The following is a 21635-nucleotide window of genomic DNA, read 5'->3' on the forward strand; positions in this document are numbered from 1 at the left end:
ACGCCGCCTGCGAAAACTCACCCTCCATTAAAATGATGGGCTTAGCAGAATTACACCCTCCTTTTGGAGCGCCCTGATGGCCAACACTCAACAAATGGCGAATGCGATCCGCGCACTCGCAATGGATGCCGTTCAACAAGCCAACTCCGGCCACCCCGGCGCCCCCATGGGCATGGCCGATATGGCCGTTGCCTTGTGGAGCCGCCACTTGCAGCACAACCCCGTGAACCCTCACTGGGCTAACCGCGACCGCTTCATCCTGTCCAACGGTCACGGCTCCATGCTGATCTACGGTCTGCTGCACCTGAGCGGCTACGACCTGTCGATCGACGAGCTGAAGAATTTCCGCAAGCTGCACAGCAAGACCGCTGGTCACCCCGAAGTGGGCGTGACTCCCGGCGTGGAAACCACCACCGGCCCTCTAGGTCAGGGCATCACCAATGCTGTGGGCTTTGCGCTGGCTGAAAAGCTGCTGGCTGCCGAGTTCAACCAGCCCAAGCACGAGATCGTGGATCACCACACTTTCGTGTTCATGGGCGACGGCTGCCTGATGGAAGGCATCTCGCACGAAGCCGCTGCTCTGGCAGGCGCATGGAAGCTGAACAAGCTGATCGCCCTGTGGGACGATAACGGCATCTCCATCGACGGCAAGGTCACCCCTTGGTTCGGCGACAACACCCCCGCCCGTTTTGAAGCCTACGGCTGGAACGTGATCCGCGATGTGGACGGCCACAATGTGGACGCCGTGGACGCCGCCATTGCCGCTGCCAAGAAGAGCGCCGACAAGCCTACGCTGATCTGCTGCAAGACCCACATTGGCAAGGGCTCGCCCAACCGTCAGGACACCGCCAAGGCTCACGGCGAGCCTCTGGGTGCTGAAGAGATCGCTCTGACCCGCGCTGCGCTGGGCTGGACCGCTGCGCCTTTCGAAATCCCTGCCGAGGTCTATGCAGACTGGAACGCCAAGGACCAGGGCGCCAAGATCGAAGCCGCCTGGGACAAGAAGTTCGCTGCCTACACGGCCGCCTTCCCCGAGCAAGCTGCCAACTTCACACGTCGCATGGCGGGCAATCTGCCCGAGAACTTCGGTGAAATCGCCGCCAAGATCGCTTCCGACGCCCACGACGCCGGTGCCACCGTGGCCAGCCGCAAGGCCAGCCAGCTAGCGCTGGAAGGCCTGACAGCCGCTCTGCCCGAGCTGCTGGGTGGCTCTGCCGACCTGACAGGCTCCAACCTCACCAACACCAAGTCCACTCCCGCGTTCCGCGTGGATGACAAGGGTGCCGTGGTCAAAACCGAAGAAGGCCAGATTGGCCGCCACATCAACTACGGTGTGCGCGAGTTCGGCATGGCCGCCATCATGAACGGTGTGGCGCTGCACGGCGGCTACATCCCCTACGGCGGCACCTTCCTGACCTTTGCCGATTACAGCCGCAACGCCATCCGCATGGCTGCGCTGATGAAGCAACGCGTCATCCACGTATTCACCCACGACTCCATCGGTCTGGGCGAAGACGGCCCCACTCACCAGTCCATCGAGCACGCAGCATCCCTGCGTCTGATCCCCGGTCTGGACGTGTGGCGCCCCGCTGACACCACAGAAACTGCCGTGGCCTGGACCGTGGCCCTGAGCCAGAAGAACAAGCCCACAGCCATGCTGCTGAGCCGCCAGAACCTGGCTTACTCGCCCAAGAGCGAAGACGCGCTGGACAACATCGCCTGCGGCGCTTATGTGCTGAGCGAGCCCAAGGACATCGGCTTCAAGAAGAAGGCCCAGGCCGTCATCATCGCCACCGGCTCCGAAGTGCAACTGGCTCTGGCTGCCCAAAAGCTGCTGGCCGAGCGCAAGATCGCCGTGCGCGTGGTCTCCATGCCCAGCACCACGACCTTCGACAAGCAGGATGTGAAGTACAAGAAAGCCGTGCTGCCCGCTGGCCTGCCTCGCATCGCCGTGGAAATGGGTGTGACCGACTTCTGGTGGAAATACGGATGCGCCGCTGTGGTCGGTATCGACACCTACGGTGAGTCCGCTCCCGCACCCGTGCTGTTTGAGCACTTCGGCTTCACGCCTAAAAACGTGGCCGATACCGTGCAGGTCGCTCTGCAAAACGCTGCCAAGTAAGCGCAAAAGGGGCCTCGTGCCCCTTTTTTCCGGCTGAAGTGGATGCTTTTGTACTCATCAGCCATCCGGACGAGGCACCCATCCCGCCAGTCCGGGCACAATCTGCCCCAGTTTTTGTTTTTTCACTATCCAACCATCTAGAGGCAACTATGACGATCAAGGTAGGCATCAACGGTTTTGGCCGCATCGGCCGTAACGTGCTGCGCTCCGCAGTGCAAAACTTCTCCGACATCGAAATCGTCGGCATCAACGACCTGCTGGAGCCCGACTACCTGGCTTACATGCTCAAGTACGACAGCGTGCATGGTCGTTTTGACGGCGAAGTTTCGGTTGAAGGCAACAACCTGATCGTCAACGGCAAGAAGATCCGCCTGACCCAAGAGCGCGATCCTTCGAACCTGAAGTGGAACGAAGTCGGTGCCGACGTGGTGATCGAATCCACCGGCCTGTTCCTGACCAAGGAAACCGGCCAGAAGCACATCGATGCTGGCGCCAAGAAGGTGATCCTGTCCGCTCCTTCCAAGGACGACACCCCCATGTTTGTGTTCGGCGTGAACCACGCGACCTACAAGGGCGAAGCCATCATCTCCAACGCTTCGTGCACCACCAACTGCCTGGCTCCCGTGGCCAAGGTGCTGAACGACAAGTGGGGCATCAAGCGCGGCCTGATGACCACCGTGCACGCTGCCACCGCCACGCAAAAGACCGTGGACGGCCCTTCGAACAAAGACTGGCGCGGCGGCCGCGGCATTCTGGAAAACATTATTCCTTCCAGCACTGGCGCCGCCAAGGCTGTGGGCGTGGTGATTCCTGAGCTGAACAAGAAGCTGACCGGCATGTCTTTCCGCGTGCCTACGTCTGACGTGTCCGTGGTCGACCTGACCGTGGAACTGAACAGCGAAGCCACCTACGAAGAAATCTGCGCCGAAATGAAGGCCCAGTCCCAAGGCGCTCTGAAGGGCGTGCTGGGCTACACCGAAGACAAGGTGGTTGCCACCGACTTCCGCGGTGAAACCTGCACTTCCGTGTTCGACGCTGAAGCTGGTATCGCCCTGGACAAGACCTTTGTGAAGGTCGTGTCCTGGTACGACAACGAGTGGGGTTACTCCAACAAGTGCCTGGAAATGGTGCGCGTGGTGGCCAAGTAATCTCCACTGATTACAAGCAAAACATGCCTCTAGCGCTTATCTGATAAGCGCTAGCAGCTATCAAAAAAGCCAGTATGGGACGCCATGCTGGCTTTTTTGTTGCCCGGGCGCAAAGTCGTCGTGCAAGCAGGCTGGGCAGCGGCTCGGATACATTTGTAACGCGCAGCGGGCAACGGACTTCCAGCCTCATGGATGCGCAGCCATTTCCTTTCGACAAGGCCGCCATGTTTATCGCGATCCCTCTTGAGAACAAGCCCTCCTGGCGATCCCCGCCCTGGATGACAGTGCTGCTCATCGCCGTCAACTGTCTGATTTTCTGGGGGTGGCAGGTCCCCGAAGAAACAGCGGTAGAACGGGCCGGGGCCCGATACGCCCAGACCATGCTGCCCACAATCGAGCTGCCCTTGTTTCTGACCCATCTCAAACAACAGGCCGCTCAAGGCAACACCCGCTATGAGCGCAACATCGTCCAGGCGGCCGAGGGCCTTTACAAACGCAAGGCCTACGCCCAGCTGTATGCGCTGATGTGGCAGGAAAAAAAATTCCGCCAGCAGTTACTGGATGGGCTGCTCATCACGCCCAGCCATCCACGTTATGCCCAGTGGACGGAAGCGCGGGACGCCTTTGCCCCGCAAGAGCCCCGCAGCCGTTTTACCGAGCGCTGGTCCATCAGCTATGAGCCCGATGCAGGCTGGCAACCCCTGCAGGCCTTCACCTCCATTTTTTTGCATGGCAGCACCGGCCATCTGCTGGGCAATATGGCGTTTCTGTTTCTGTTCGGCTTCACGCTGGAGCTGGCGCTGGGGGCCTTCACCTATCTGGCTTTTTATGTGGTCGGCGGCATCGGGGCATCGCTGTTCGCGCTGATGTTCTATGCCGGCATGGGTGGTTACGGCCTGGGGGCATCGGGGGCGATTTCGGCCCTCATGGCCATGTACGCCGTGATGTACCGCATGCGGCGCATACGCTTTTTCTACATGCTGCTGTTCTACTTCAACTACGCCACCTGGCCCGCGCTGATCATGTTGCCAGTCTGGATGAGCGTGGAGCTGCTGCAGCATCTGCTGGGCGGCAAGCAGGTCGCCTATATGGCCCACTTTGGCGGCTTGCTGACAGGTGCCCTGCTGATGTGGATCTATATGCGTTTGCAGGTCGTAGAGGCTCCGGTCAACGAACAAGAGCGTGCCAACGCCATCACCCAACCGCTGACCGAGGCCGTGGCGCGCGCCCAGCGCTACACCGACGCCCTGGAATTTGGACGTGCGGCACCCGCCTGGCGCGAAGCAGCACGCCTGGCGCCGTCGGACCTCGGCATCTTGCGTGCATGGTTTGAAAGCTCGCGGCATCAGCCGGGCAGCGAGGATTTTCATGCCGCGGCGCGGCGGATCTTCAAGCTGCCGGCGGCGACCGATACCGAACGCCAGCTCCAGTTGTCCAGCTATCGCACCTACCAGCAACGCGCGCAACCCAGCATGCGCATGAGTGCGGACACCATGCATGGTCTGGCACGCAGCTTTGTGCGCTTAGGAGCCCTGCCCGAAGCGGAAAACCTTTGTCGGTCGTTGCTCAGAGTTGCGGAGCATCCGCAATGGCCAGCCACCTTGTTGCTGCTGGTCAACGGCATGGCCCAGACCGGACGTGTGCAGGAGGCCAAGGCCTGGCTCCCCACACTCCAGCAACTGGCCCCCCAGGAAGCGGTCACACGCTGGCTGGCGCAGCAGGGATAGCTTGCAACGGATCCAAGATCAGGGCGTGGTACCGAGCTCTTCCAACTCATCGCGCAGCACCCACTCTGCCTCCTTGGTGCTGGCATGCCCGGGGAAGCGCTGCTTCATTTGCATATACACGTGGACTCCCTGCATGGGCTGCTCCAGCCCCTGCTTGTAGGCCCGCACCACCAGCTCCAGCATGGACGGAATCAGACTGCTGCCAGCAAAGCGCTTTTCAAACTCCTTCGCCAGGATCAGCACATATCTGGGCTTGCCCGCCTTCCACGCCTGCTGGGCTAGCTCGTAACTGAACTGGGCCGAATCGAGTTTGAAATCTGGCTTGCGCTTGACGCAACTCACCCAGGCATCCAGCGCTTCGCCCGCACGCTGCTGGGCCAGTAGCTTGGGGATAAACCGCTGGGCATGATCGGCCAGCGTATCCACGCTCTCTGTCAGCTTGAGCACCCGGAAGTAACGGCGATGATCGGGCAGGCTCTCGTCATCCTCGCGCAGCCATTCGCGGGCCTGATTCACGGCCTCGTCCATCTTGTTGTCCTGCACCAGCCGGGCAACCACGGCATCGCGGCGCTTGGCTTCTAGGGCTGCCGGATCGATCTGCACGCTGGCAGGGCCTTCCGGGGCCTGCACGGGCTCGATATCGAGCGCGGCATGATGCTGGTACATCACATACCCGATCATGGAAGCCATGACCCAGGTGAAATAAATCATCACAAAGCTCATCAGCGGCAGCACCAGTGCGGGTGCCGCAACCTTGAGCAGCATGGTCATGACCATGGGCGATCCCTGCTGCAACAAAAACAGAAAGAAGCACAGCAGCAGATAAGACTTACCGATACCGAAAATCGTTGCTAGCAGCTCGAACGGATTGATGGCCGAGCTCAGGCTATTGGTGTTTATCAGCACCATCCAGGTGGCAGGTATCAGAAATGCCACTACCAGATTGGCAACCACACCCAGGGTCAGACTGCGGGTTGCGAGAAAACCCACAAATATCCCGAAAACAACAAGCACCGCGAAGAACTTCCAGGGCAGCCATTTCCAATCCTCATCAACCTGACTGGCTCGAAAATCGGAGCTATGAGTAATCCCGCGAGATGCAAGAGCTGAAACCTTGAATGCATAGCGGCTGACCGCCAGCATCAGGCCCAGACCCACAACAAATATCCCGATCGGTCCAAAAATCAGCCCATAGCTGCATGCAGACAGCACCAAGGCATAGAGCAAGGGCTCGGTCTGCAAAGGAAAAAGGAAAAAATTATTGAGTTTTTGCCAGAACGGAGGGATTTTCCACTCGGAAGAATCTCCTGAATGGCGGACGTCGCGTATTGAATTCAATGCCTTTTCTCCCACTCTCTGTGATGAATCGACTGCACCTTGTTTTGCAGCGACTGAATCCGCTCTGGTATTGCCCGATCTTTCTTGGAGGTCGAGTCATTTTTGGATTTTGAGCTAGAAAATAGCGTCCCACTAAAAACACCGATAAACCGCCGAAATATTGATTTTTCGCTTGCCAGAAATCCGGCAAATGCTTTTATCAATGGTCGGAATAGTTAAGGATATTTCAGGCCTGCGCTTTCACACCATCGGCCCAATAGCGTGCAGTCATTGCCATACACATCCCAAGCACTAACACACAGATCCACCGCTGCCGGCGGGGCATTTGCCTAAGCGCAAAAGTCGCCATCCGTTGGGTGCAGACATGACTGCGCAAATTCTTTGCAGCGCTTAAAGTGAGCCACGTTTGAGGAGACCCATCCATGATTCACAGTGCACAAGCGCAAAGCAGCAATATCCCATATCGCATCACCCTGACCGATGGCCGGGGCCACACCTGGTATGCCGATGAGCCTGTCGCCGATGGAGGTGCAGATACTGCGCCCAACCCGATGCAGCTGGTGCTTTCAGCGCTGGGGGCCTGCACAGCCATCACTCTTCAGATGTACGCGGGCCGCAAGCAGTGGCCGCTGAAGCAGATCAACGTCAACCTGCAGCTCAACCCCGAAGGCAAGCCCGCTGACGGCAATCAGATCACACGCAACATCACCCTGCATGGCGAACTGGATGACGCACAGCGCCAGCGTCTGCTGCAGATTGCCAATGCCTGCCCTGTGCACAAGCTCCTGGAAGGCAATGTGAGCATCCCTAGTACTCTGGCAGAAGCCACTCAGGCATGAAAAAAGCCCTGCAATCGCTTGCAGGGCTTTTTACTTTCGGACGTACTGACGCGTGTAACCTGATTACACCGTCACTTCCAGTGCGCCCACTTCCACATAGTGCTCAAACTCACGTTTGGCCAGAGAAGCGGTTTCAGGCTGCTGGTCCTCAGGGTCCACCCAGGACAGTACATAGCTGGCAATGGCCGTATCGACCTTCATCTCGATACCTTGGGGAATCAGCTCACATGGACCGTCTCCCACACGGTGCTCGACCTTGCCTGTCACGCGAGCCGCAAAGTGCTCCGGGTACTGCTGCACTTCAATCGCGGAGATCTGGTTACCTGGGGTGTGTTGTTCGCTCATGGTCTATTCCTCCTGCCGTTGTTAGGTCGCTGCGCACAGATGACGCACATGAAAGCCACTGCTGGCGGCCTACGCCTTCAAAGTAGCCGACTCCAAGCTGAGTCGCTGTCAGCCGATGGGCTGAGTAGTCACGATGATGTAACTGCGTGCAAGGCGTCAGCGCATTTTGCCGTCTGATTGCGTGAAAGCCTTGTTTGAATGACACTCGATACCCATTGCCGTCAGGATTTGTCATGAGTGAATCAAAGAATTTACAACGTTTCCCCACCCGGATTGCCGATGTTGGCGGCATCCCCATCCACCGAGCCATTCCCCAGGCCGCTCTGCGCAAAGTGGGTGCATGGTGCTTTCTCGATCATGCCGGCCCTGCAGAGCCGCCTCCACCGGGAATGCAGGTAGGCCCCCATCCTCATATTGGCTTGCAGACTTTTACCTGGATGATTGAAGGTGAAGTACTGCACCGCGACAGCCTGGGCTCCGAACAAATTATTCGTCCCGGCCAGGTCAATCTGATGACGGCCGGTCATGGCATTGCCCACTCCGAGGAAGCCCAGACGCTGGGCGTGCATGCGGCCCAGCTGTGGATTGCCCTTCCCGACAGCCACCGCAACATCCCTCCTCGCTTTCAGCACTACCCCGATCTGCCCAAGACTCAGATTGGTGACTTTGCGGTGACCGTGCTTGCCGGTGAAGCGCTGGGCCTGGCGGCCCCTGCAGAAGTCCACTCGCCCTTGATGGGCGTGGACCTGCTGGCCTCTGACGCTGCCAGCCCCGCACGCGCCAGCCTGCCGCTGCGCGAAGACTTTGAGCATGCAGTGATGAGCATGTCCGGCGAAGTGCGCGTGGAAGGCGAAATTCTGCCATCTGAAAACCTGATCTATCTACCCGCAGGTACCAAGTCGGTGAACCTGGAATGCTCACCCGGCAGCCGCTTGATCATCATTGGCGGCGAGCCCATGGATGAGGCCATCTTGTTGTGGTGGAACTTTGTGGCTCGCAGCACTGAAGAAATGAAAGAAGCCCAGGCCCAATGGGAAGCAGAAGCCGCCAGCGCGGATGACATCATCAACGGCCAGCCACGCCGTTTTGGCAAGCCCGTGGCCTCTGGCCTGAAGTCTCTGCACTCACCTTCCCTGGAAGGTGTGAGCCTGCGCGCATCGAAATAAGTCCCGCCAGCGTCGCTTCAATTCGCACCAAATTGGTGCGAATTGAAAATTCGAAACTAACAATTAAGCGCATTTTTAATGCTCTTAATTGCTTTTGGATTCTTTTAGAAGAAGTCAAGGCATCACAGACTTTGCCACACAAACGTTATGCGCTAAAGGTTTGTACTCATGCATATCTTGCTTTCATAATCCAGCCAACGCCCTGGCCTCGAAATGCAACCTCCGCTTTTTCGTCCAGGGCGTTACCACGTCCGGCTTTTGCTGCGCGTGTAAACAATCAAATCTGGAAGCAAGAAAGCACATCCATGCGTCAAGAACACGACTTCATCGGCATCAAAACCATTCCTCCCGACGCATTCTGGGGCGTTCATTCCGCACGCGCAGTGGAGAACTTCCCCATCACCGGTCACACCGTGGCACTCATGCCCGAACTGATCCGCGCTTTCGCCTTTGTCAAAAAGGCCGCCGCCCAAGCCAATCTGCAAATGGGCGCGATTAATGAGACCCAGACCCATGCCATTGCCAAGGCCTGCGACGATCTGATCGCCGGTCAGCTGCACGACCAGTTTGTGGTCGACGTCATTCAAGGCGGCGCTGGCACGTCCACGAATATGAACGCCAATGAGGTGATCGCCAATCGTGCCCTTGAGCACCTGGGATTGCCAAAGGGCAGCTACGACGTGATTCATCCGAACGATCACGTCAACGCCTCGCAAAGCACCAACGACGCCTACCCCACCGCCGTCAAGCTCGCCACCTATGCTGGCATTCAGAAGCTGTTGACCGCCCTGGCCGAGTTGCGCGGTGCTTTTGAAGCCAAGGCTGGCGAATTTGCCAGCATCCTGAAAATCGGTCGCACACAACTACAAGACGCCGTGCCGATGACTCTGGGTCAGGAGTTCGCAGCATTTGCCGCCATGATCGCTGACGATGAGAAGCGTCTGAGTGAATCCGCCTACCTGATGTGCGAAGTGAACATGGGCGGAACCGCCATTGGCACCGGCATCAATGCGCCTGTGGGCTATGCTGATTCCGTGACCAAGGCTCTGGCAGAAATCTCGGGCGTGCCTGTCGTCAAGGCCAGCAACCTGATTGCCGCCACTGGCGATACGGGTGCATTTGCCGACATCTCTGGCATCTTGAAGCGCGTTGCAGTCAAGTTGTCCAAGATCAGCAATGACTTGCGCCTGCTGTCTTCCGGTCCGCAAGCTGGCGTGGGCGATATCAAGCTGCCCGCGCGTCAAGCGGGCTCGTCCATCATGCCCGGCAAGGTCAACCCCGTGATCCCCGAGGTGATGAACCAGGTCTGCTTTGAAGTGATCGGCAACGACGCTGCCATCACCATGGCAGTGGAAGCTGGTCAGTTGCAGCTCAATGCCTTTGAGCCTCTGATGGGCTGGGCACTGCACAAGAGCCTGAGCCACCTGTGCAATGCCTGCAAGACACTGCAAGTGAACTGCGTGGAAGGCATTGTGGCCAACGAAGTGCTGCTGGATGCCCGCATCGCCGAATCGGTGACGCTGGTGACGGCGCTGAACCCGCTGATCGGCTACGAAAAAGCCGCCAAGATTGCCAAGACCGCCATCGCCAACGGCAAACAGATTGCTGAAGTGGCGGAAGAGCTGGGCATCATGAGCCAGGCCGACATGAAGAAACTGCTGGTCGCCGATAAGCTGACGCAGGCCGGCGCACTGGCCGCGGCCTGATCGCCGATTCCAGCGCAACGAAAAGGGCATGTTCTGGATGAACATGCCCTTTGTTATTTAATATGGTTTTAGTAGCTGTCAGCGCCTGTATTTAAAGGGCTAGAGGCCAGAAAACCTTCACAATTTATGCCACAGATGCGCTCTCGTCGCTGAGGTCATCTACGCCACGTACGCTATCGCGCAGGTTTTTGTCCTTGACCTTGTCCAGATCGGTTTCCACCGCTCGCTTGAGCTTTTCAATGGCGGAATTGAAAGCGTCCTTGACCTTTTCTGCCTCTGCATTCACGGCGATGGGCGGCCTGCCTGTCGCTCGGGTTTCGAGCACACAACGCTTGCCAGGACCGCCAGTGCTTTTGAGGGCATCTACGCCTGTGAGAAAGACCTCCACACGCACCACATACTCTTTCAGGCGGGCCAGCTTGGTATTGATCTCCTCCTGAGCCCATTGAGCCAGAGACTCTCCACCCTGGATGGAATCGTCGGCATGAACCTGTACTTGCATGCAAATCCTCCTAGTCACCAAATGCCGCAACCACTGCGGCGAAATTTGTCGGGGCGCCATAAAGGCAGGCGAAACCATCGTAACGCCAGAACCTTGTTCTGCACATCAGGGCTTGTTACGCCAGCGATGCTCAGGGGCTTTATCCATTGTGGATGCGGGCTGGAGGCGATTTGAAAGAGATAGCAACAAGGGCAGTGTCTATGAGCGCTGGCCTTGCGCCAAAGCAAGAATTGCTGACCGGCAATTTGCAAAAAGTAAAGGTTTTTACGAGCGCAGTCGTCAGTTACTGCCAGCCTTTGGCTGGGGCTCTGTCACAAAGCCGATACGCGTCAGTCCTGCCGCATGCGCCCAGCCCATGACCTGCACCACGCGGCCATAAGGCACGCTGGTGTCGGCGCGCAATTGCACCTCGGCCTGCGGGTTGCGCTGCCCCAGTTGCTGCAACTGCTCCTGCACCGCAGCATCGTCAGCCACCGCGCCTTGAATCCAGATTTCGCCCTGCGGGCTGACTTCCACCACCAGCGCATCGCCCTGCGCCACGGGTGCCTGCTGCGTGGCGGCCTGCGCCTTGGGCAGTTGCACGCGCAAGCTGGCGGCCAGCATGGGGGCGGCCAGAATAAAGATCACCACCAGCACCAGCATCACATCGACCAGCGGGGTAACGTTGATGGTGTTAATGGGCGTATCCGCGCCCTGGCGTGTACTCATGCGACCAAATGTCATGGCGCTACCCTTTGCAAAGAGCTTTACGAAGCATCCGCCCCAAACTGGGCATGCAGATCATGGGCAAAACCTTCAAGAACTCCTTCCAGCTGACTGGCTGATCGGCCCAGCAAGTTGTAAGCCAGCACGGCAGGCAGTGCCACGGCCAAGCCTGCGGCTGTCATGACCAGAGCCTCACCCACCGGGCCTGCGAGCTGGGCAATATCCACCTGGCCGCTACCCGCCAGAGTCCCCAGCGCATGGTGAATACCCCAGACGGTGCCCAGCAACCCCACGAAAGGCGCAGTGGCACCAATCGTAGCCAGCAAAGTCTGCCCCCATTGCAGCTGGCTGGCAGCCGCGCCCAGTGCAGTGCGCAGGCTGCGCATCAATCGCTGGCCTTGCGCCGCGCACTGGGCCAGCGATCCATCAGCCGCTGCGCTGTCGGCCTGCGCCACAGCATCGGCCATGGGCTGTACCAGACCTTGTCTGTCCAGCTGTTTGACCTTGGCCTGCGCCTGCGCCAGATCGGGCATCTGCCAGAACGCATCCACTGCCTGAGGCACATTGCGGCGCGCAGTGGCCATGAACCAGAGTTTGTAGAGGATGACCACCCAGCTGAGCACGGACATCAGCAGCATCACCGCTGCCGTGCTCCAAGTGACGGTATCGCCTTCTGTCAGCCATTGCCACATTCCTGCAGACATCAATCACCTCGCTCCCAAAAACAGCAAGGGGCCATCATGGCCCCTTTGCAATCCGCGTTATCAGCGCAGTTTCAGCACATCGTACATATCGTACTGGCCGGTCTTCTTGTCGGCCAGATAGGCCACGGCGCGCAGACTGCCGTTGGCGTAGCCAGCACGGCTGCTGGACTTGTGCGAGATCTCGATGCGCTCGCCCGTACCGGCAAACAGTACGGTGTGGTCGCCCACAATATCGCCGCCGCGCACGGTGGCAAAGCCGATGCTGTCAGCCTTGCGCTCACCGGTGTGGCCAAAGCGCTCGTACACGGCGCGGTCAGCCAGATTGGTGCCTTGGGCTTCGGCAATCACTTCGCCCATCTTCAGCGCCGTGCCCGAAGGTGCATCGACCTTGTGCTTGTGGTGAGCTTCAACGATTTCGATGTCGTAGCCACCTTCTTGCAGCGCCTTGGCCGCCATTTCCAGCAGCTTGAAGGTGACGTTCACGCCCACGCTCATATTGGGGGCGAAGACGATGGAAGTCTTGTTGCCAAACTCAGCGATCTGAGCCTTTTGCTCGTCAGAGAAGCCGGTGGTACCAATCACCAGACCCACGCCCAGATCAGCCGCCACGGCCAGATGCTCCATCGTGCCTTCAGGGCGTGTGAAGTCGATCAGACAATCGGCCTTGGCCAGCGCTGAGCGCACATCGCTTTCAATCTTCAGGCCGCTGGGTTTGCCCAGAAAAGCGGAAGGATCGGTGCCGATGGAGGGGCTGTCTGCACGATCCAGCGCAGCGGCCAGCACGCAGTCGCTGCTGTTCAGAATGGCTTCGATCAGCATCTGGCCCATGCGGCCAGAGGCACCAGCCACGGCAACGCGCTGACGGGTGGAGGTATTGGAGGTGGCTGCGGTCATGGCGCTATCACTCGGTCAAATAAACAAACGGCAGGGTTTCAATCCATGCCGTCATAAAAAAGAGAGCATCAACCGCTTGCTGCAAGCGGGGATCAGCATGTTTTCGTACTTAACGCGATTCCAGCGGAGGGTAGCTGGTAGCGGCTGGTGGCAGATTGGCGGCAGCCTGCTCTGCTTCGGCGTTGTTACGCGCTGGGAACTTGGCCAGCTGCGCTTCGCTTGCTTCCAGCGGAGGAATCTTGGGTGTGCCCTTCATGCCCTTGAGGCTGGCCACAAACTCGGATTCGGAAGGCATCTCGTCACCTTCGGCGCGCGCAAAGCTGTCGCCGTTGAAGTAGACCGTGAGCTTGCGAATCTGCGATTCCACACCGGGGCGCTTGATGGTGAACACATATTCCCAGCGATCGCCGTGGAATACGCTGGTCACCAGCGGTGTACCCAGGATGTCGCGGATCTGCTGGCGGCTCATGCCGGGCTGCAGTGCCTCGACATGCTCCTTGGACACGAAATTGCCCTGAACCACATCAATTTTGTAAGGCGTGATGACATTGGCGACGCGGTGAGCGGCACCATCGATACTGTTGCAGCCGGCCAGTGCCGCTGCGATTGCCAGCGTCAGGGTCAGAGCTGCGCGGCTACGGGCTTGAACATGCATGGGTAATGGCATAGGGATATGATCAGGTTCATTGTAGCGGCAGGCCCGGAGACACTTGAGGATTCCCTTTATCTGCGTGTAAAGCTTCTCTGCAAACGCGTGATTCCAGCCTTCCATGTGCCCGTAGTCCACCAAGAGATAGACACATGAAAAATATTGATGAACTCAAAAGCACGGGCCTCAAAGCCACTTTGCCGCGACTGAAGATTCTGGAAATCTTCCAGAAGGGTGCTCAGCGCCACATGACGGCTGAAGACGTGTTCCGCGTACTGCTGGATGAGCGCTCGGACATCGGCCTGGCTACCGTCTACCGCGTCCTGACTCAGTTTGAGCAAGCCGGCATTCTGATTCGCAGCAATTTTGAAAGCGGCAAGGCCATTTATGAACTCGACGAAGGTCAGCACCATGACCACTTCGTCTGCACCAGCTGCGGCAAGGTCGAAGAGTTCTACGACGCCGAAATCGAAAAGCGCCAGAACCTGATCGCCAAGGAAAAGGGCTGGGTGATTCAGGATCACTCCATGGCTCTGTACGGCCAGTGCGCCGCTTGCGCCACCCGCGCCGCCAAGTAAATCGCTGATTTCTCTGCAAAGGGCAAGGCATGTAAGTGCCTTGCCCTTTTACGTTTGCGACACATTTTTTCATGCAGGCATCCATGATGCAGGGCCAACATACATCACTCGTGTAAGGTTGATGAGGCATTTTCAATGCAGCTGGTTCACATCTTTTCCATCAAAAGTCTGCTCTGCGTGGCTGCCGTCGCGCTGACGGCCTGTGCGCAACTGCCGCCTTCATCCCAAGGCAAGCTCAGCCCTCAGGCTTTAGAGATGGTGAACCGCAGCCATTTACCGGATCAAACCAGCGAACTGCAACGTCAGCAATGGCTGGACAGAATCACGTGGGGCGCAACCGACCATGATGCGGCACAGTTGCAGCAGCAGGGTCTGAAGAAATGGCTCGCGGCCCAGCTCACGCCATCCACCAGCCCCATGCCAGCCGAAGTGCAGCAGCGTATTGACGTGCTTACCATCAGCCAAAAGCCCATGGTGCAAATTCAGCGCGAGATTGCCGAGCAGCGCCAGGCCATTCGCAGCACACAAGATGCCGATGAGGCTGCAAGGCTCCGGCAAGACTTGCAGCGCCAGCTCAACCAGCTTGGTGCAGAGGCACAAAAGCGCCATATCTGGCGTGCGCTTTATTCACAGCACCAGTTGCAGGAGCAGATGACCTGGTTCTGGATGAATCATTTCAACATCAGCACGCGCAAAGGGGACGTGCGCATGTGGGTGGGTGACTATGAGGAACAGGCCATACGCCCCCTTGCGCTGGGCAATTTCCGCGACCTGCTGGCCGCCAGCATGCGCCACCCGGCCATGCTGCTGTATCTGGATAACGCCAGCAATGCTGCAGGCCGCATTAACGAAAACTATGCGCGCGAGCTGCTGGAACTGCACACCATGGGTGTGGGCAGCGGCTATACACAGGCCGATGTGCAAGCCATGGCTCATGTGCTGACCGGCCTAGGCTTTAGCACCCGCGATGCCGATGCACCACCGCCCAAGCTGCGACCAGAACGCCAGGCAGAGTATTTCCGCCAGGGCTTTTTTGAGTTCAACCCCGCCCGCCATGACTACGCGCCCCAGGTGTTACTCGGGAAACCTCTGGAAAAGAGTGGCATGGCCCAAGTCAACGAGGCGCTAGTGCGCATTGTTGCTGAGCCAGCCACTGCACATTTCATCGCACGCAAGCTGGCTGTCTTCTTTCTGGGAGACAACCCCGCACCGGCCGCCGTGGAACGCACGGCACAGACCTTCGCGCGCAGCCAGGGCGATATTGCCGCTACGCTGGCCAGCCTGCTGACGGACCCGGAGGCGCAGCGTTTTGGCCAGCGCTTCAAGGACCCCATGCACTATGTTCTGGGCACCACGCGCTTGGCCTATGACCAGCGCATCGCCAGCGATGTGGGCCCCATACAAGGCTGGCTGAACCAGCTGGGCCAGCCGCTGTATGGCCATGAAACGCCGGATGGCTACCCGCAAGCGCAGTCGGACTGGTCCAGCTCTGGCCAGCTGATGAACCGCTTTACCGTCGCACAGCAGATAGGTACACGCGGCGCTGTCCTGTTTCGCAGCAGTGCCACAGAGCCTCTGGAAAAGCCGCCCTATCCTGACTTCAAACAGCGGCTCAGCGTACAGGCCCGCCTGCCTGCTTTGAGCCCCGCCACACTGGCCGCTTTGGCTCACGCCAAGAACCCGGCAGACTGGAACACATACTTCCTGTCCGCCCCTGAAATGATGTTCCGCTGAGTCAGCCCCAAGGAGTCCCCTGATGCAAAGACGTCAATTTCTGAGCCTGGGCGCCACCGTGCCACTGGTCTGCCACCTCGGCAAAGGCATTGCAGCGCCTCTGCAAAACAGCTCGCCCCGTTTTTTACTGGTTTTTCTGCGCGGTGCCTATGACTGCAACAGCCTGCTGGTGCCTACGCACAGCGACTTTTACTATCAAGCCCGCCCCAGCATTGCCATTGCCCGACCCGGAGAAACCAATGGAGCCCTGCCGCTGAACAGCCAGTGGGGACTACACCCCGCACTGCAAGCCAGCTTGCGACCCCTTTATCAGCAAGGGCAGGCCTGCTTTGTGCCATTTGCGGGGACGAATGACCTTTCACGCAGCCACTTCGAGACGCAAGACTCCATTGAGCTGGGCCAGCCATTGGATGGCCGCAAAAGCCTGACATCGGGCTTTCTTAATCGCCTCGCTCAAGTGCTGCAGGCGGACCGACGCAGCCTAGCCCCCATGGCATTCACGGCGCAAATGCCGCTGTCTCTGCGCGGCAATGCGGATGTGGCCAATATGTCGCTTGTCACAGCAGGCAAGGGCGCAGCGCTGGGCGCTCGTGCCCAGGTGATTGCTTCCATGTATCAGGGCACAGCACTGGAATCTGCAGCCCGTGAAGGCTTTGCTACGCAAATGGCTGTTCAGCGTTCCATGCGGGAAGAAATGGACAAGGCCGGGCGTGACGCCATCAGTGCCAAAGGCTTTGGACTGATTGCTCAGCGCATGGCCCACCTCATGCGCGAGCAATTTGATCTGGGCTTTGTCGATGTGGGCGGCTGGGACACCCACGTCAATCAGGGTGGTGCCAGCGGCAACCTTGCCAACCGCCTGAGCGACCTAAGCAATGGACTGGCGACTTTTGCTGAAGCGATGGGACCAGAGACATGGCGCCACACCGTCGTCGCCGTCATCAGCGAATTTGGCCGCACTTTCCGCGAAAACGGCAACAAAGGCACGGACCACGGCCACGGCACGGCGTACTGGTTTCTCGGTGGTGGGCTCGCCGCCCAGGCGGGTGGCAGAGTCATTGGTGAACAGATCGAAGTCACCGAGAAAGCGCTGTTTCAGAACCGCGACTACCCCGTACTCAATGAATACCGCTCTGTACTGGGCGGCCTGTTTTCCCGCATGTATGGACTGAGCACTCAGCAACTGCAACAAATCTTTCCGGCTTCAACCACCGGAAAGCTACAACTGGTTTAGAACCGCTAACACAGTCCTTGATACGTCGCAGCGAAGCCGCGACTTCCGTAAACCTTCCGCTTAGTAGGTCGTATGAAAGGTTTTTAGAACGACTCGCCTTTTTCCATGGCCCGGCGGTGGCGGAGTACAAACTCCTGATAAGTATCAATGCCACGCAACTGCAGAATGGCGTTGCGCACCGCTGCTTCCACCAGCACGGCGATATTTCGACCAGCCACCACCTGAATCACCACCTTGCGGATGGGTACACCCAGCACATCCTGAGTCAGCGGCTCGGCCGGCAGGCGCTCGTACTCGCGCTCCATGGTTTCCTTGCGCACCAGATGCACGATAAGTTTGAGGCGCATCTTGCGACGCACTGCAGTCTCGCCAAAGATGGAGCGAATATCCAGCAAGCCGATGCCACGCACTTCCAGCAGGTTCTGCAACAGCTCGGGACACTTGCCTTCGACGGTGGTCTGGTTGATACGGTACAGGTCCACTGCATCATCGGCTACCAAGCCGTTGCCACGTGTGACCAACTCCAGCCCCAACTCACTCTTGCCCAGACCAGACTCACCCGTAATCAACACGCCCATACCCAGAATGTCCATGAACACGCCGTGCATGGTGATGCGGTCAGCAAAGTGTTTGGACAAATAGGCGCGCAGCACGTCGATGACGAAGGCAGACTGCTCTTTCGTCGAAAACAGGGGGATATGCGATCGCTCGCATGTGGAAATCAACTCGTCGGGCGCTTCCTGCCCATCCGCCAGCACCAGCACCGGCGGCTCCAACGTCACGATTCGCGCAATGCGGCGCAGGCAATCCTGCGAGGTGGCGTTGGTAAGGTACGCGATTTCACGCTCGCCCAGCACCTGCAGACGGTAGGGGTGGATGTAGTTGAGGTAACCCACCAAGTCTGCGCCGGAGCGAGCCGAACGTACGGCCATCTCATCAAAACGGCGTTCAGAGGCACCGAGGCCCGCCACCCATTGCCAGCGCAGGCTGGAGTTGCGAAATGCCTCGAACAGTACGTCCGCACTGATGGCGCTGGGTCTCATGGCAAGGCCCTGTCAGTCAAAAAGAAGGGGGCAAGCCTCAGGCCTGAGAGGCAACAGAAGACTGCCAGCTGTCGATCATGCTGTGCAGTAGCTGCGCATCCGAGGAGGATTTCAGACGCTCGCGCAGCTGGCTGTCGCTGAGCAGCTCGGCAATCTCGGAAAGGATTTCGAGATGCTTTTGCGTCGCAGCTTCGGGTACCAGCAAAAAGATGAGCAGGCCAACAGGCTGTTCATCGGGCGCATCGAAGCCAATGGGGCTAGCCAGCTGAAACACGGCTGCCATGGGAGCCGTCAGGCCCTTGATACGACCGTGCGGAATGGCAACTCCGTGCCCCAGTCCCGTAGAGCCCAGACGTTCGCGAGCGAACAGGCTATCGGTGATCAAGGCACGAGACAGACCATGCAAGCTCTCAAAGAGTAAACCCGCTTCCTCGAAAGCGCGTTTCTTGCTGGTGACATCAACGCTCACAAGCACTTGAGCGGGTGGAAGGATAGAAGCTAGGCGATTCATGGTGTGATCAACAATTATGCACCGCTGCGCTGGAAACCGTGGGGAAACCCTGATCACTATCAAAAACCGCCCCATAGGGCGGTGTGTTTAGCGTTGTAACAAGGCGACAGCCATGCCACAAGCTGGCGCAAACGCAGGGTTTGCACCTCGCTTTCATCAAACTGACAGCTCCGCCAGCTGCATACCGTCCGAATCCAGACGTTTGGCCCCCAAACGAGGCGCCTGCAGACGGGTTTTGTAGCGCATGACGACACGGTCAAGCTTGTCTGCCAGAGCATCCACTGCGGCGTAGAGATCGAAGTGCTGCGTTTCTACAAACAAATCTTGGCCTTTCACCCGTACCGTGCAGCCAGCGCGCTGGCGTTTGTCTTTTTCTTTTTGCTTGTGAACAGTGAGAAGCACTTTCACGTCCACCACTTGATCGAAGTGCCGAAGGATGCGCTCCAGCTTGGCCATGACATAACTACGCAGCGAGGGAGTGACCTCCAGGTGATGGCCGCTAATCGTCAGATTCATAACAAAACACTCCTTTGCTCTCGGTGAAATCTCAGCGGTTTCACAGCCCTTGATGGCCGTGCCGCAGCCTTGCAGTTCTGAATGCGCATTCGTCTTTGCCTGTGAATCCACTATGCGCCCGGCCTTGGCCAAAGGCAAAGAAAAACGCTGATAACGCAGCCTCATATGGGGCCTTGCATGTCCGTTTGATGACATGTTGTTTTGGCTACACAATGAATGGCTTTGCGCTGCATGAGAGGGACACTTTCTCATGTCTCCAAGGCTTGTATCGCGGCATACCTGCCCACGCAAAGACCGTGACCGTCCAAACGCCTGCCCACGCCAGTAAAATCGCTTTTTCCGCAGCCGCTTATCGAGCCTGCGACGCTGGCAGCCCCTTGTGGCTTCAGGCGCCTGCTGACCGACTGCTCGCCTGAATTGCCTGACAGCCTTCTATCTCGACCATGACCACCCAGCCTTCTGCCCTGCACACTTCCAACATTGCCTCGCTGCCATTGCTCGCACGTGGCAAGGTCCGCGACAACTACGCCGTGGGCGATGACCGCATCCTGATGGTGGCGTCCGACCGTCTGTCCGCTTTTGACGTGATCATGGGTGAGCCCATTCCCGGCAAGGGCGTGCTACTGACGCAGATGGCGCTGTTCTGGTTCGACAAGCTGGGCCATATCTGCCCTAACCACCTGACAGGCGAAGCCCCTGAGTCCGTGGTCAAGCCCGAAGAAGTCAAGCAGGTGGAAGGCCGCTCCATGCTGGTCAAGCGCTTGAAGCCCATCATGATCGAAGCCGTGGTGCGCGGCTACTTGGCCGGCAGCGGCTGGAAGGAATACCAGGAATCGCAAGCCGTGTGCGGCGTGAAGCTGCCCGCTGGTCTGACCAACGCAGCCAAGCTGCCCGAGCCCATCTACACCCCCGCCGCCAAGGCCGAGATGGGTGACCATGACGAAAACATCACCTACGAGCGCACCGTGGAAATGGTGGGCGAGCAACTGGCTGCCCAGATCCGCGACACGGCCATCCGCATCTACAAGGAAGCCGCCGAGATCGCCCTGACCAAGGGCATGATCATTGCCGACACCAAGTTTGAATTCGGCCTGACCGAAGAGGGCGAACTGGTGCTGATGGACGAAGTGCTGACCCCTGACAGCTCGCGCTACTGGCCCGTGGAAGGCTATGCCGACGCACTGGCCGCTGGCACCAACCCTCCCAGCTACGACAAGCAGTTCGTGCGTGACTGGCTGGAGCAGGCCAAGGTGAACGGCAAACTGTGGGACAAAACCGCACCGTCGCCCCGCTTGCCCAAGGAAGTGATCGACAAGACCGCTGCCAAGTACCGCGAAGCACTGGAACGCCTGACCGCCTGAGCGACTGCGCGCTAAATCAACAAAGCCCCCGGACAAAAATCCGGGGGCTTTGTTTTTGATAGCTGCCAGCGCTTTCTGTACATGGGCTAGAGCCCAAAAACACTAAAAGTCAGCAGCCGTCTTGAGTCAGCCTGTCAGGGCGGGGCTCAGGCGATGCGCAGGTTCGCAGACAGTGGCAACGCCACGGCAAGAATCTGCAACGACGCATGAGCCGCGCCATGGCTGGCGCAACAATCAATGGTGGTGACCGTGGCCGCCGTGCACATGCTTGTGGGCAATTTCTTCAGGCGTCGCAGCGCGCACCTCATTGACTACCGCGGTAAAGCGCAGGGCCACACCCGCCAGAGGGTGGTTGCCGTCCAGCTGCACCACAGGGCCCTTGATCTTCACGACGTTGTAGATCTGAGGCTCGCCCTGATCATTGGCGCCGCGCAACTGGCCGCCGACCTTCACGCCCGCAGGAAACTCACCCTTGGGGATGGTGCGCAGCAGGCTCTCGTCGCGGGCGCCAAAGGCGTCTTCCACGGCCAGATCCACCGTCACGGTATCGCCCTTTTGCTTGCCGTCCAGAGCGGCTTCGACCTTGGCGAAGATATTGTCATAGCCACCGTGCAGGAAGGCGACATCGCCCTTGTCCAGCAGTTTGATGGCCACGCCGCCCGCGAGCAGCTCGTGAATCTTGTAGTTAATAGTGACAGCAGTGTCTTTGGTGATGTTCATGGCTTGGCGTCCGGTCAAAACAAAGCCGCCACGGCCCGCAAAGGTCGTGGCGATCTAGGCGCACATTGTGGCAGCGTTTAAACAACCGCCGCA

Annotated in this window: 21 protein-coding genes; 10 read left to right on the forward strand and 11 right to left on the reverse strand. The window is 58.7% G+C overall.

What is annotated here, in order from left to right; all coding sequences use genetic code 11:
* Positions 1-76: 76 nt before the first annotated feature.
* The 3 genes from tkt to HF327_RS00280 all read left to right on the forward strand — a co-directional run bounded on the left by tkt (position 77) and on the right by HF327_RS00280 (position 4997).
* Positions 77-2122, forward strand: coding sequence for a transketolase (tkt, locus tag HF327_RS00270; protein WP_169106340.1), 2046 nt, complete (start codon positions 77-79; stop codon positions 2120-2122).
* A 149-nt stretch (positions 2123-2271) separates the two neighbouring features.
* The gene (gap, locus tag HF327_RS00275) at positions 2272-3270 is read left to right on the forward strand and encodes a type I glyceraldehyde-3-phosphate dehydrogenase (RefSeq protein WP_169106341.1); all 999 of its coding nucleotides are present in this window, start codon (positions 2272-2274) and stop codon (positions 3268-3270) included.
* Between the two features lie 224 nt (positions 3271-3494).
* Positions 3495-4997: a rhomboid family protein gene (locus HF327_RS00280; RefSeq protein ID WP_169106658.1), complete on the forward strand. Its 1503-nt coding sequence runs from the start codon at positions 3495-3497 to the stop codon at positions 4995-4997.
* Between the two features lie 18 nt (positions 4998-5015).
* Here HF327_RS00280 and HF327_RS00285 read toward each other — a convergent pair whose 3' ends face one another.
* Positions 5016-5987, reverse strand: a complete 972-nt coding sequence (locus tag HF327_RS00285; RefSeq protein ID WP_236023991.1) for a hypothetical protein — start codon at positions 5985-5987, stop codon at positions 5016-5018.
* 770 nt (positions 5988-6757) lie between these two features.
* Between HF327_RS00285 and HF327_RS00290 the strand changes: the two genes are divergently transcribed.
* Positions 6758-7174 (forward strand): OsmC family protein, encoded by a 417-nt coding sequence (locus HF327_RS00290; protein WP_169106343.1) that lies wholly within the window; start codon positions 6758-6760, stop codon positions 7172-7174.
* 63 nt (positions 7175-7237) lie between these two features.
* On the opposite strand, the gene HF327_RS00295 is transcribed toward HF327_RS00290, so the two are convergent.
* Complete coding sequence (locus tag HF327_RS00295) at positions 7238-7519, reverse strand: hypothetical protein (protein ID WP_169106344.1); 282 nt, start codon at positions 7517-7519, stop codon at positions 7238-7240.
* A gap of 233 nt (positions 7520-7752) precedes the next feature.
* Between HF327_RS00295 and HF327_RS00300 the strand changes: the two genes are divergently transcribed.
* Together HF327_RS00300 and HF327_RS00305 are read left to right on the forward strand one after the other, a co-directional pair.
* The gene (locus tag HF327_RS00300) at positions 7753-8685 is read left to right on the forward strand and encodes a pirin family protein (protein WP_169106345.1); all 933 of its coding nucleotides are present in this window, start codon (positions 7753-7755) and stop codon (positions 8683-8685) included.
* A 305-nt stretch (positions 8686-8990) separates the two neighbouring features.
* Positions 8991-10391 (forward strand): aspartate ammonia-lyase, encoded by a 1401-nt coding sequence (locus HF327_RS00305; protein WP_169106346.1) that lies wholly within the window; start codon positions 8991-8993, stop codon positions 10389-10391.
* Positions 10392-10515: 124 nt separating this feature from the next.
* Here HF327_RS00305 and HF327_RS00310 read toward each other — a convergent pair whose 3' ends face one another.
* The 5 genes from HF327_RS00310 to HF327_RS00330 form a co-directional block, all read right to left on the reverse strand.
* Positions 10516-10893: an HPF/RaiA family ribosome-associated protein gene (locus HF327_RS00310; protein ID WP_099739237.1), complete on the reverse strand. Its 378-nt coding sequence runs from the start codon at positions 10891-10893 to the stop codon at positions 10516-10518.
* Between the two features lie 279 nt (positions 10894-11172).
* Complete coding sequence (locus HF327_RS00315) at positions 11173-11616, reverse strand: ExbD/TolR family protein (RefSeq protein WP_169106347.1); 444 nt, start codon at positions 11614-11616, stop codon at positions 11173-11175.
* A gap of 23 nt (positions 11617-11639) precedes the next feature.
* The gene (locus tag HF327_RS00320; protein WP_169106348.1) at positions 11640-12302 is read right to left on the reverse strand and encodes a MotA/TolQ/ExbB proton channel family protein; all 663 of its coding nucleotides are present in this window, start codon (positions 12300-12302) and stop codon (positions 11640-11642) included.
* Between the two features lie 60 nt (positions 12303-12362).
* Positions 12363-13196, reverse strand: coding sequence for a 4-hydroxy-tetrahydrodipicolinate reductase (dapB, locus tag HF327_RS00325; RefSeq protein WP_169106349.1), 834 nt, complete (start codon positions 13194-13196; stop codon positions 12363-12365).
* 109 nt (positions 13197-13305) lie between these two features.
* Positions 13306-13851: an outer membrane protein assembly factor BamE gene (locus HF327_RS00330; RefSeq protein ID WP_169106350.1), complete on the reverse strand. Its 546-nt coding sequence runs from the start codon at positions 13849-13851 to the stop codon at positions 13306-13308.
* Between the two features lie 146 nt (positions 13852-13997).
* Here HF327_RS00330 and fur point away from each other — a divergent pair, with 146 nt between their 5' ends.
* The 3 genes from fur (at position 13998) to HF327_RS00345 (ending at position 17391) form a co-directional block, all read left to right on the forward strand.
* Positions 13998-14423, forward strand: a complete 426-nt coding sequence (fur, locus tag HF327_RS00335) for a ferric iron uptake transcriptional regulator (protein WP_169106351.1) — start codon at positions 13998-14000, stop codon at positions 14421-14423.
* A 135-nt stretch (positions 14424-14558) separates the two neighbouring features.
* Entirely contained in the window at positions 14559-16157 is a 1599-nt protein-coding gene (locus HF327_RS00340; protein WP_169106352.1) for a DUF1800 domain-containing protein, read from the forward strand.
* Between the two features lie 22 nt (positions 16158-16179).
* Entirely contained in the window at positions 16180-17391 is a 1212-nt protein-coding gene (locus HF327_RS00345) for a DUF1501 domain-containing protein (RefSeq protein ID WP_169106353.1), read from the forward strand.
* 83 nt (positions 17392-17474) lie between these two features.
* On the opposite strand, the gene hprK is transcribed toward HF327_RS00345, so the two are convergent.
* The 3 genes from hprK to hpf all read right to left on the reverse strand — a co-directional run bounded on the left by hprK (position 17475) and on the right by hpf (position 19461).
* Complete coding sequence (hprK, locus tag HF327_RS00350) at positions 17475-18434, reverse strand: HPr(Ser) kinase/phosphatase (protein ID WP_099739258.1); 960 nt, start codon at positions 18432-18434, stop codon at positions 17475-17477.
* A gap of 37 nt (positions 18435-18471) precedes the next feature.
* The gene (locus HF327_RS00355) at positions 18472-18945 is read right to left on the reverse strand and encodes a PTS sugar transporter subunit IIA (protein WP_099739260.1); all 474 of its coding nucleotides are present in this window, start codon (positions 18943-18945) and stop codon (positions 18472-18474) included.
* Between the two features lie 156 nt (positions 18946-19101).
* Positions 19102-19461: a ribosome hibernation-promoting factor, HPF/YfiA family gene (gene hpf / locus HF327_RS00360; RefSeq protein ID WP_169106659.1), complete on the reverse strand. Its 360-nt coding sequence runs from the start codon at positions 19459-19461 to the stop codon at positions 19102-19104.
* Between the two features lie 443 nt (positions 19462-19904).
* Here hpf and HF327_RS00365 point away from each other — a divergent pair, with 443 nt between their 5' ends.
* Complete coding sequence (locus tag HF327_RS00365; RefSeq protein WP_169106354.1) at positions 19905-20822, forward strand: phosphoribosylaminoimidazolesuccinocarboxamide synthase; 918 nt, start codon at positions 19905-19907, stop codon at positions 20820-20822.
* A gap of 234 nt (positions 20823-21056) precedes the next feature.
* Here HF327_RS00365 and HF327_RS00370 read toward each other — a convergent pair whose 3' ends face one another.
* The gene (locus HF327_RS00370; RefSeq protein ID WP_169106355.1) at positions 21057-21542 is read right to left on the reverse strand and encodes an FKBP-type peptidyl-prolyl cis-trans isomerase; all 486 of its coding nucleotides are present in this window, start codon (positions 21540-21542) and stop codon (positions 21057-21059) included.
* Between the last annotated feature and the right edge of the window lie 93 nt (positions 21543-21635).

The sequence above is a fragment of the Comamonas suwonensis genome (assembly GCF_012844455.2).
Lineage (GTDB): Bacteria > Pseudomonadota > Gammaproteobacteria > Burkholderiales > Burkholderiaceae_C > Comamonas > Comamonas suwonensis.

What these genes read in the sequence shown, in the direction of transcription:
- hpf (WP_169106659.1), bottom strand. Translation starts at nt 19,461, where the DNA reads ATGAATCTGACGATTAGCGGCCATCACCTGGAGGTCACTCCCTCGCTG.
- HF327_RS00355 (WP_099739260.1), bottom strand. Translation starts at nt 18,945, where the DNA reads ATGAATCGCCTAGCTTCTATCCTTCCACCCGCTCAAGTGCTTGTGAGC.
- HF327_RS00280 (WP_169106658.1), top strand. Translation starts at nt 3,495, where the DNA reads ATGTTTATCGCGATCCCTCTTGAGAACAAGCCCTCCTGGCGATCCCCG.
- HF327_RS00300 (WP_169106345.1), top strand. Translation starts at nt 7,753, where the DNA reads ATGAGTGAATCAAAGAATTTACAACGTTTCCCCACCCGGATTGCCGAT.
- HF327_RS00295 (WP_169106344.1), bottom strand. Translation starts at nt 7,519, where the DNA reads ATGAGCGAACAACACACCCCAGGTAACCAGATCTCCGCGATTGAAGTG.
- HF327_RS00305 (WP_169106346.1), top strand. Translation starts at nt 8,991, where the DNA reads ATGCGTCAAGAACACGACTTCATCGGCATCAAAACCATTCCTCCCGAC.
- HF327_RS00315 (WP_169106347.1), bottom strand. Translation starts at nt 11,616, where the DNA reads ATGACATTTGGTCGCATGAGTACACGCCAGGGCGCGGATACGCCCATT.
- HF327_RS00290 (WP_169106343.1), top strand. Translation starts at nt 6,758, where the DNA reads ATGATTCACAGTGCACAAGCGCAAAGCAGCAATATCCCATATCGCATC.
- dapB (WP_169106349.1), bottom strand. Translation starts at nt 13,196, where the DNA reads ATGACCGCAGCCACCTCCAATACCTCCACCCGTCAGCGCGTTGCCGTG.
- HF327_RS00345 (WP_169106353.1), top strand. Translation starts at nt 16,180, where the DNA reads ATGCAAAGACGTCAATTTCTGAGCCTGGGCGCCACCGTGCCACTGGTC.
- HF327_RS00310 (WP_099739237.1), bottom strand. Translation starts at nt 10,893, where the DNA reads ATGCAAGTACAGGTTCATGCCGACGATTCCATCCAGGGTGGAGAGTCT.
- tkt (WP_169106340.1), top strand. Translation starts at nt 77, where the DNA reads ATGGCCAACACTCAACAAATGGCGAATGCGATCCGCGCACTCGCAATG.
- hprK (WP_099739258.1), bottom strand. Translation starts at nt 18,434, where the DNA reads ATGAGACCCAGCGCCATCAGTGCGGACGTACTGTTCGAGGCATTTCGC.
- HF327_RS00320 (WP_169106348.1), bottom strand. Translation starts at nt 12,302, where the DNA reads ATGTCTGCAGGAATGTGGCAATGGCTGACAGAAGGCGATACCGTCACT.
- gap (WP_169106341.1), top strand. Translation starts at nt 2,272, where the DNA reads ATGACGATCAAGGTAGGCATCAACGGTTTTGGCCGCATCGGCCGTAAC.
- HF327_RS00330 (WP_169106350.1), bottom strand. Translation starts at nt 13,851, where the DNA reads ATGCATGTTCAAGCCCGTAGCCGCGCAGCTCTGACCCTGACGCTGGCA.
- HF327_RS00365 (WP_169106354.1), top strand. Translation starts at nt 19,905, where the DNA reads ATGACCACCCAGCCTTCTGCCCTGCACACTTCCAACATTGCCTCGCTG.
- HF327_RS00340 (WP_169106352.1), top strand. Translation starts at nt 14,559, where the DNA reads ATGCAGCTGGTTCACATCTTTTCCATCAAAAGTCTGCTCTGCGTGGCT.
- HF327_RS00370 (WP_169106355.1), bottom strand. Translation starts at nt 21,542, where the DNA reads ATGAACATCACCAAAGACACTGCTGTCACTATTAACTACAAGATTCAC.
- fur (WP_169106351.1), top strand. Translation starts at nt 13,998, where the DNA reads ATGAAAAATATTGATGAACTCAAAAGCACGGGCCTCAAAGCCACTTTG.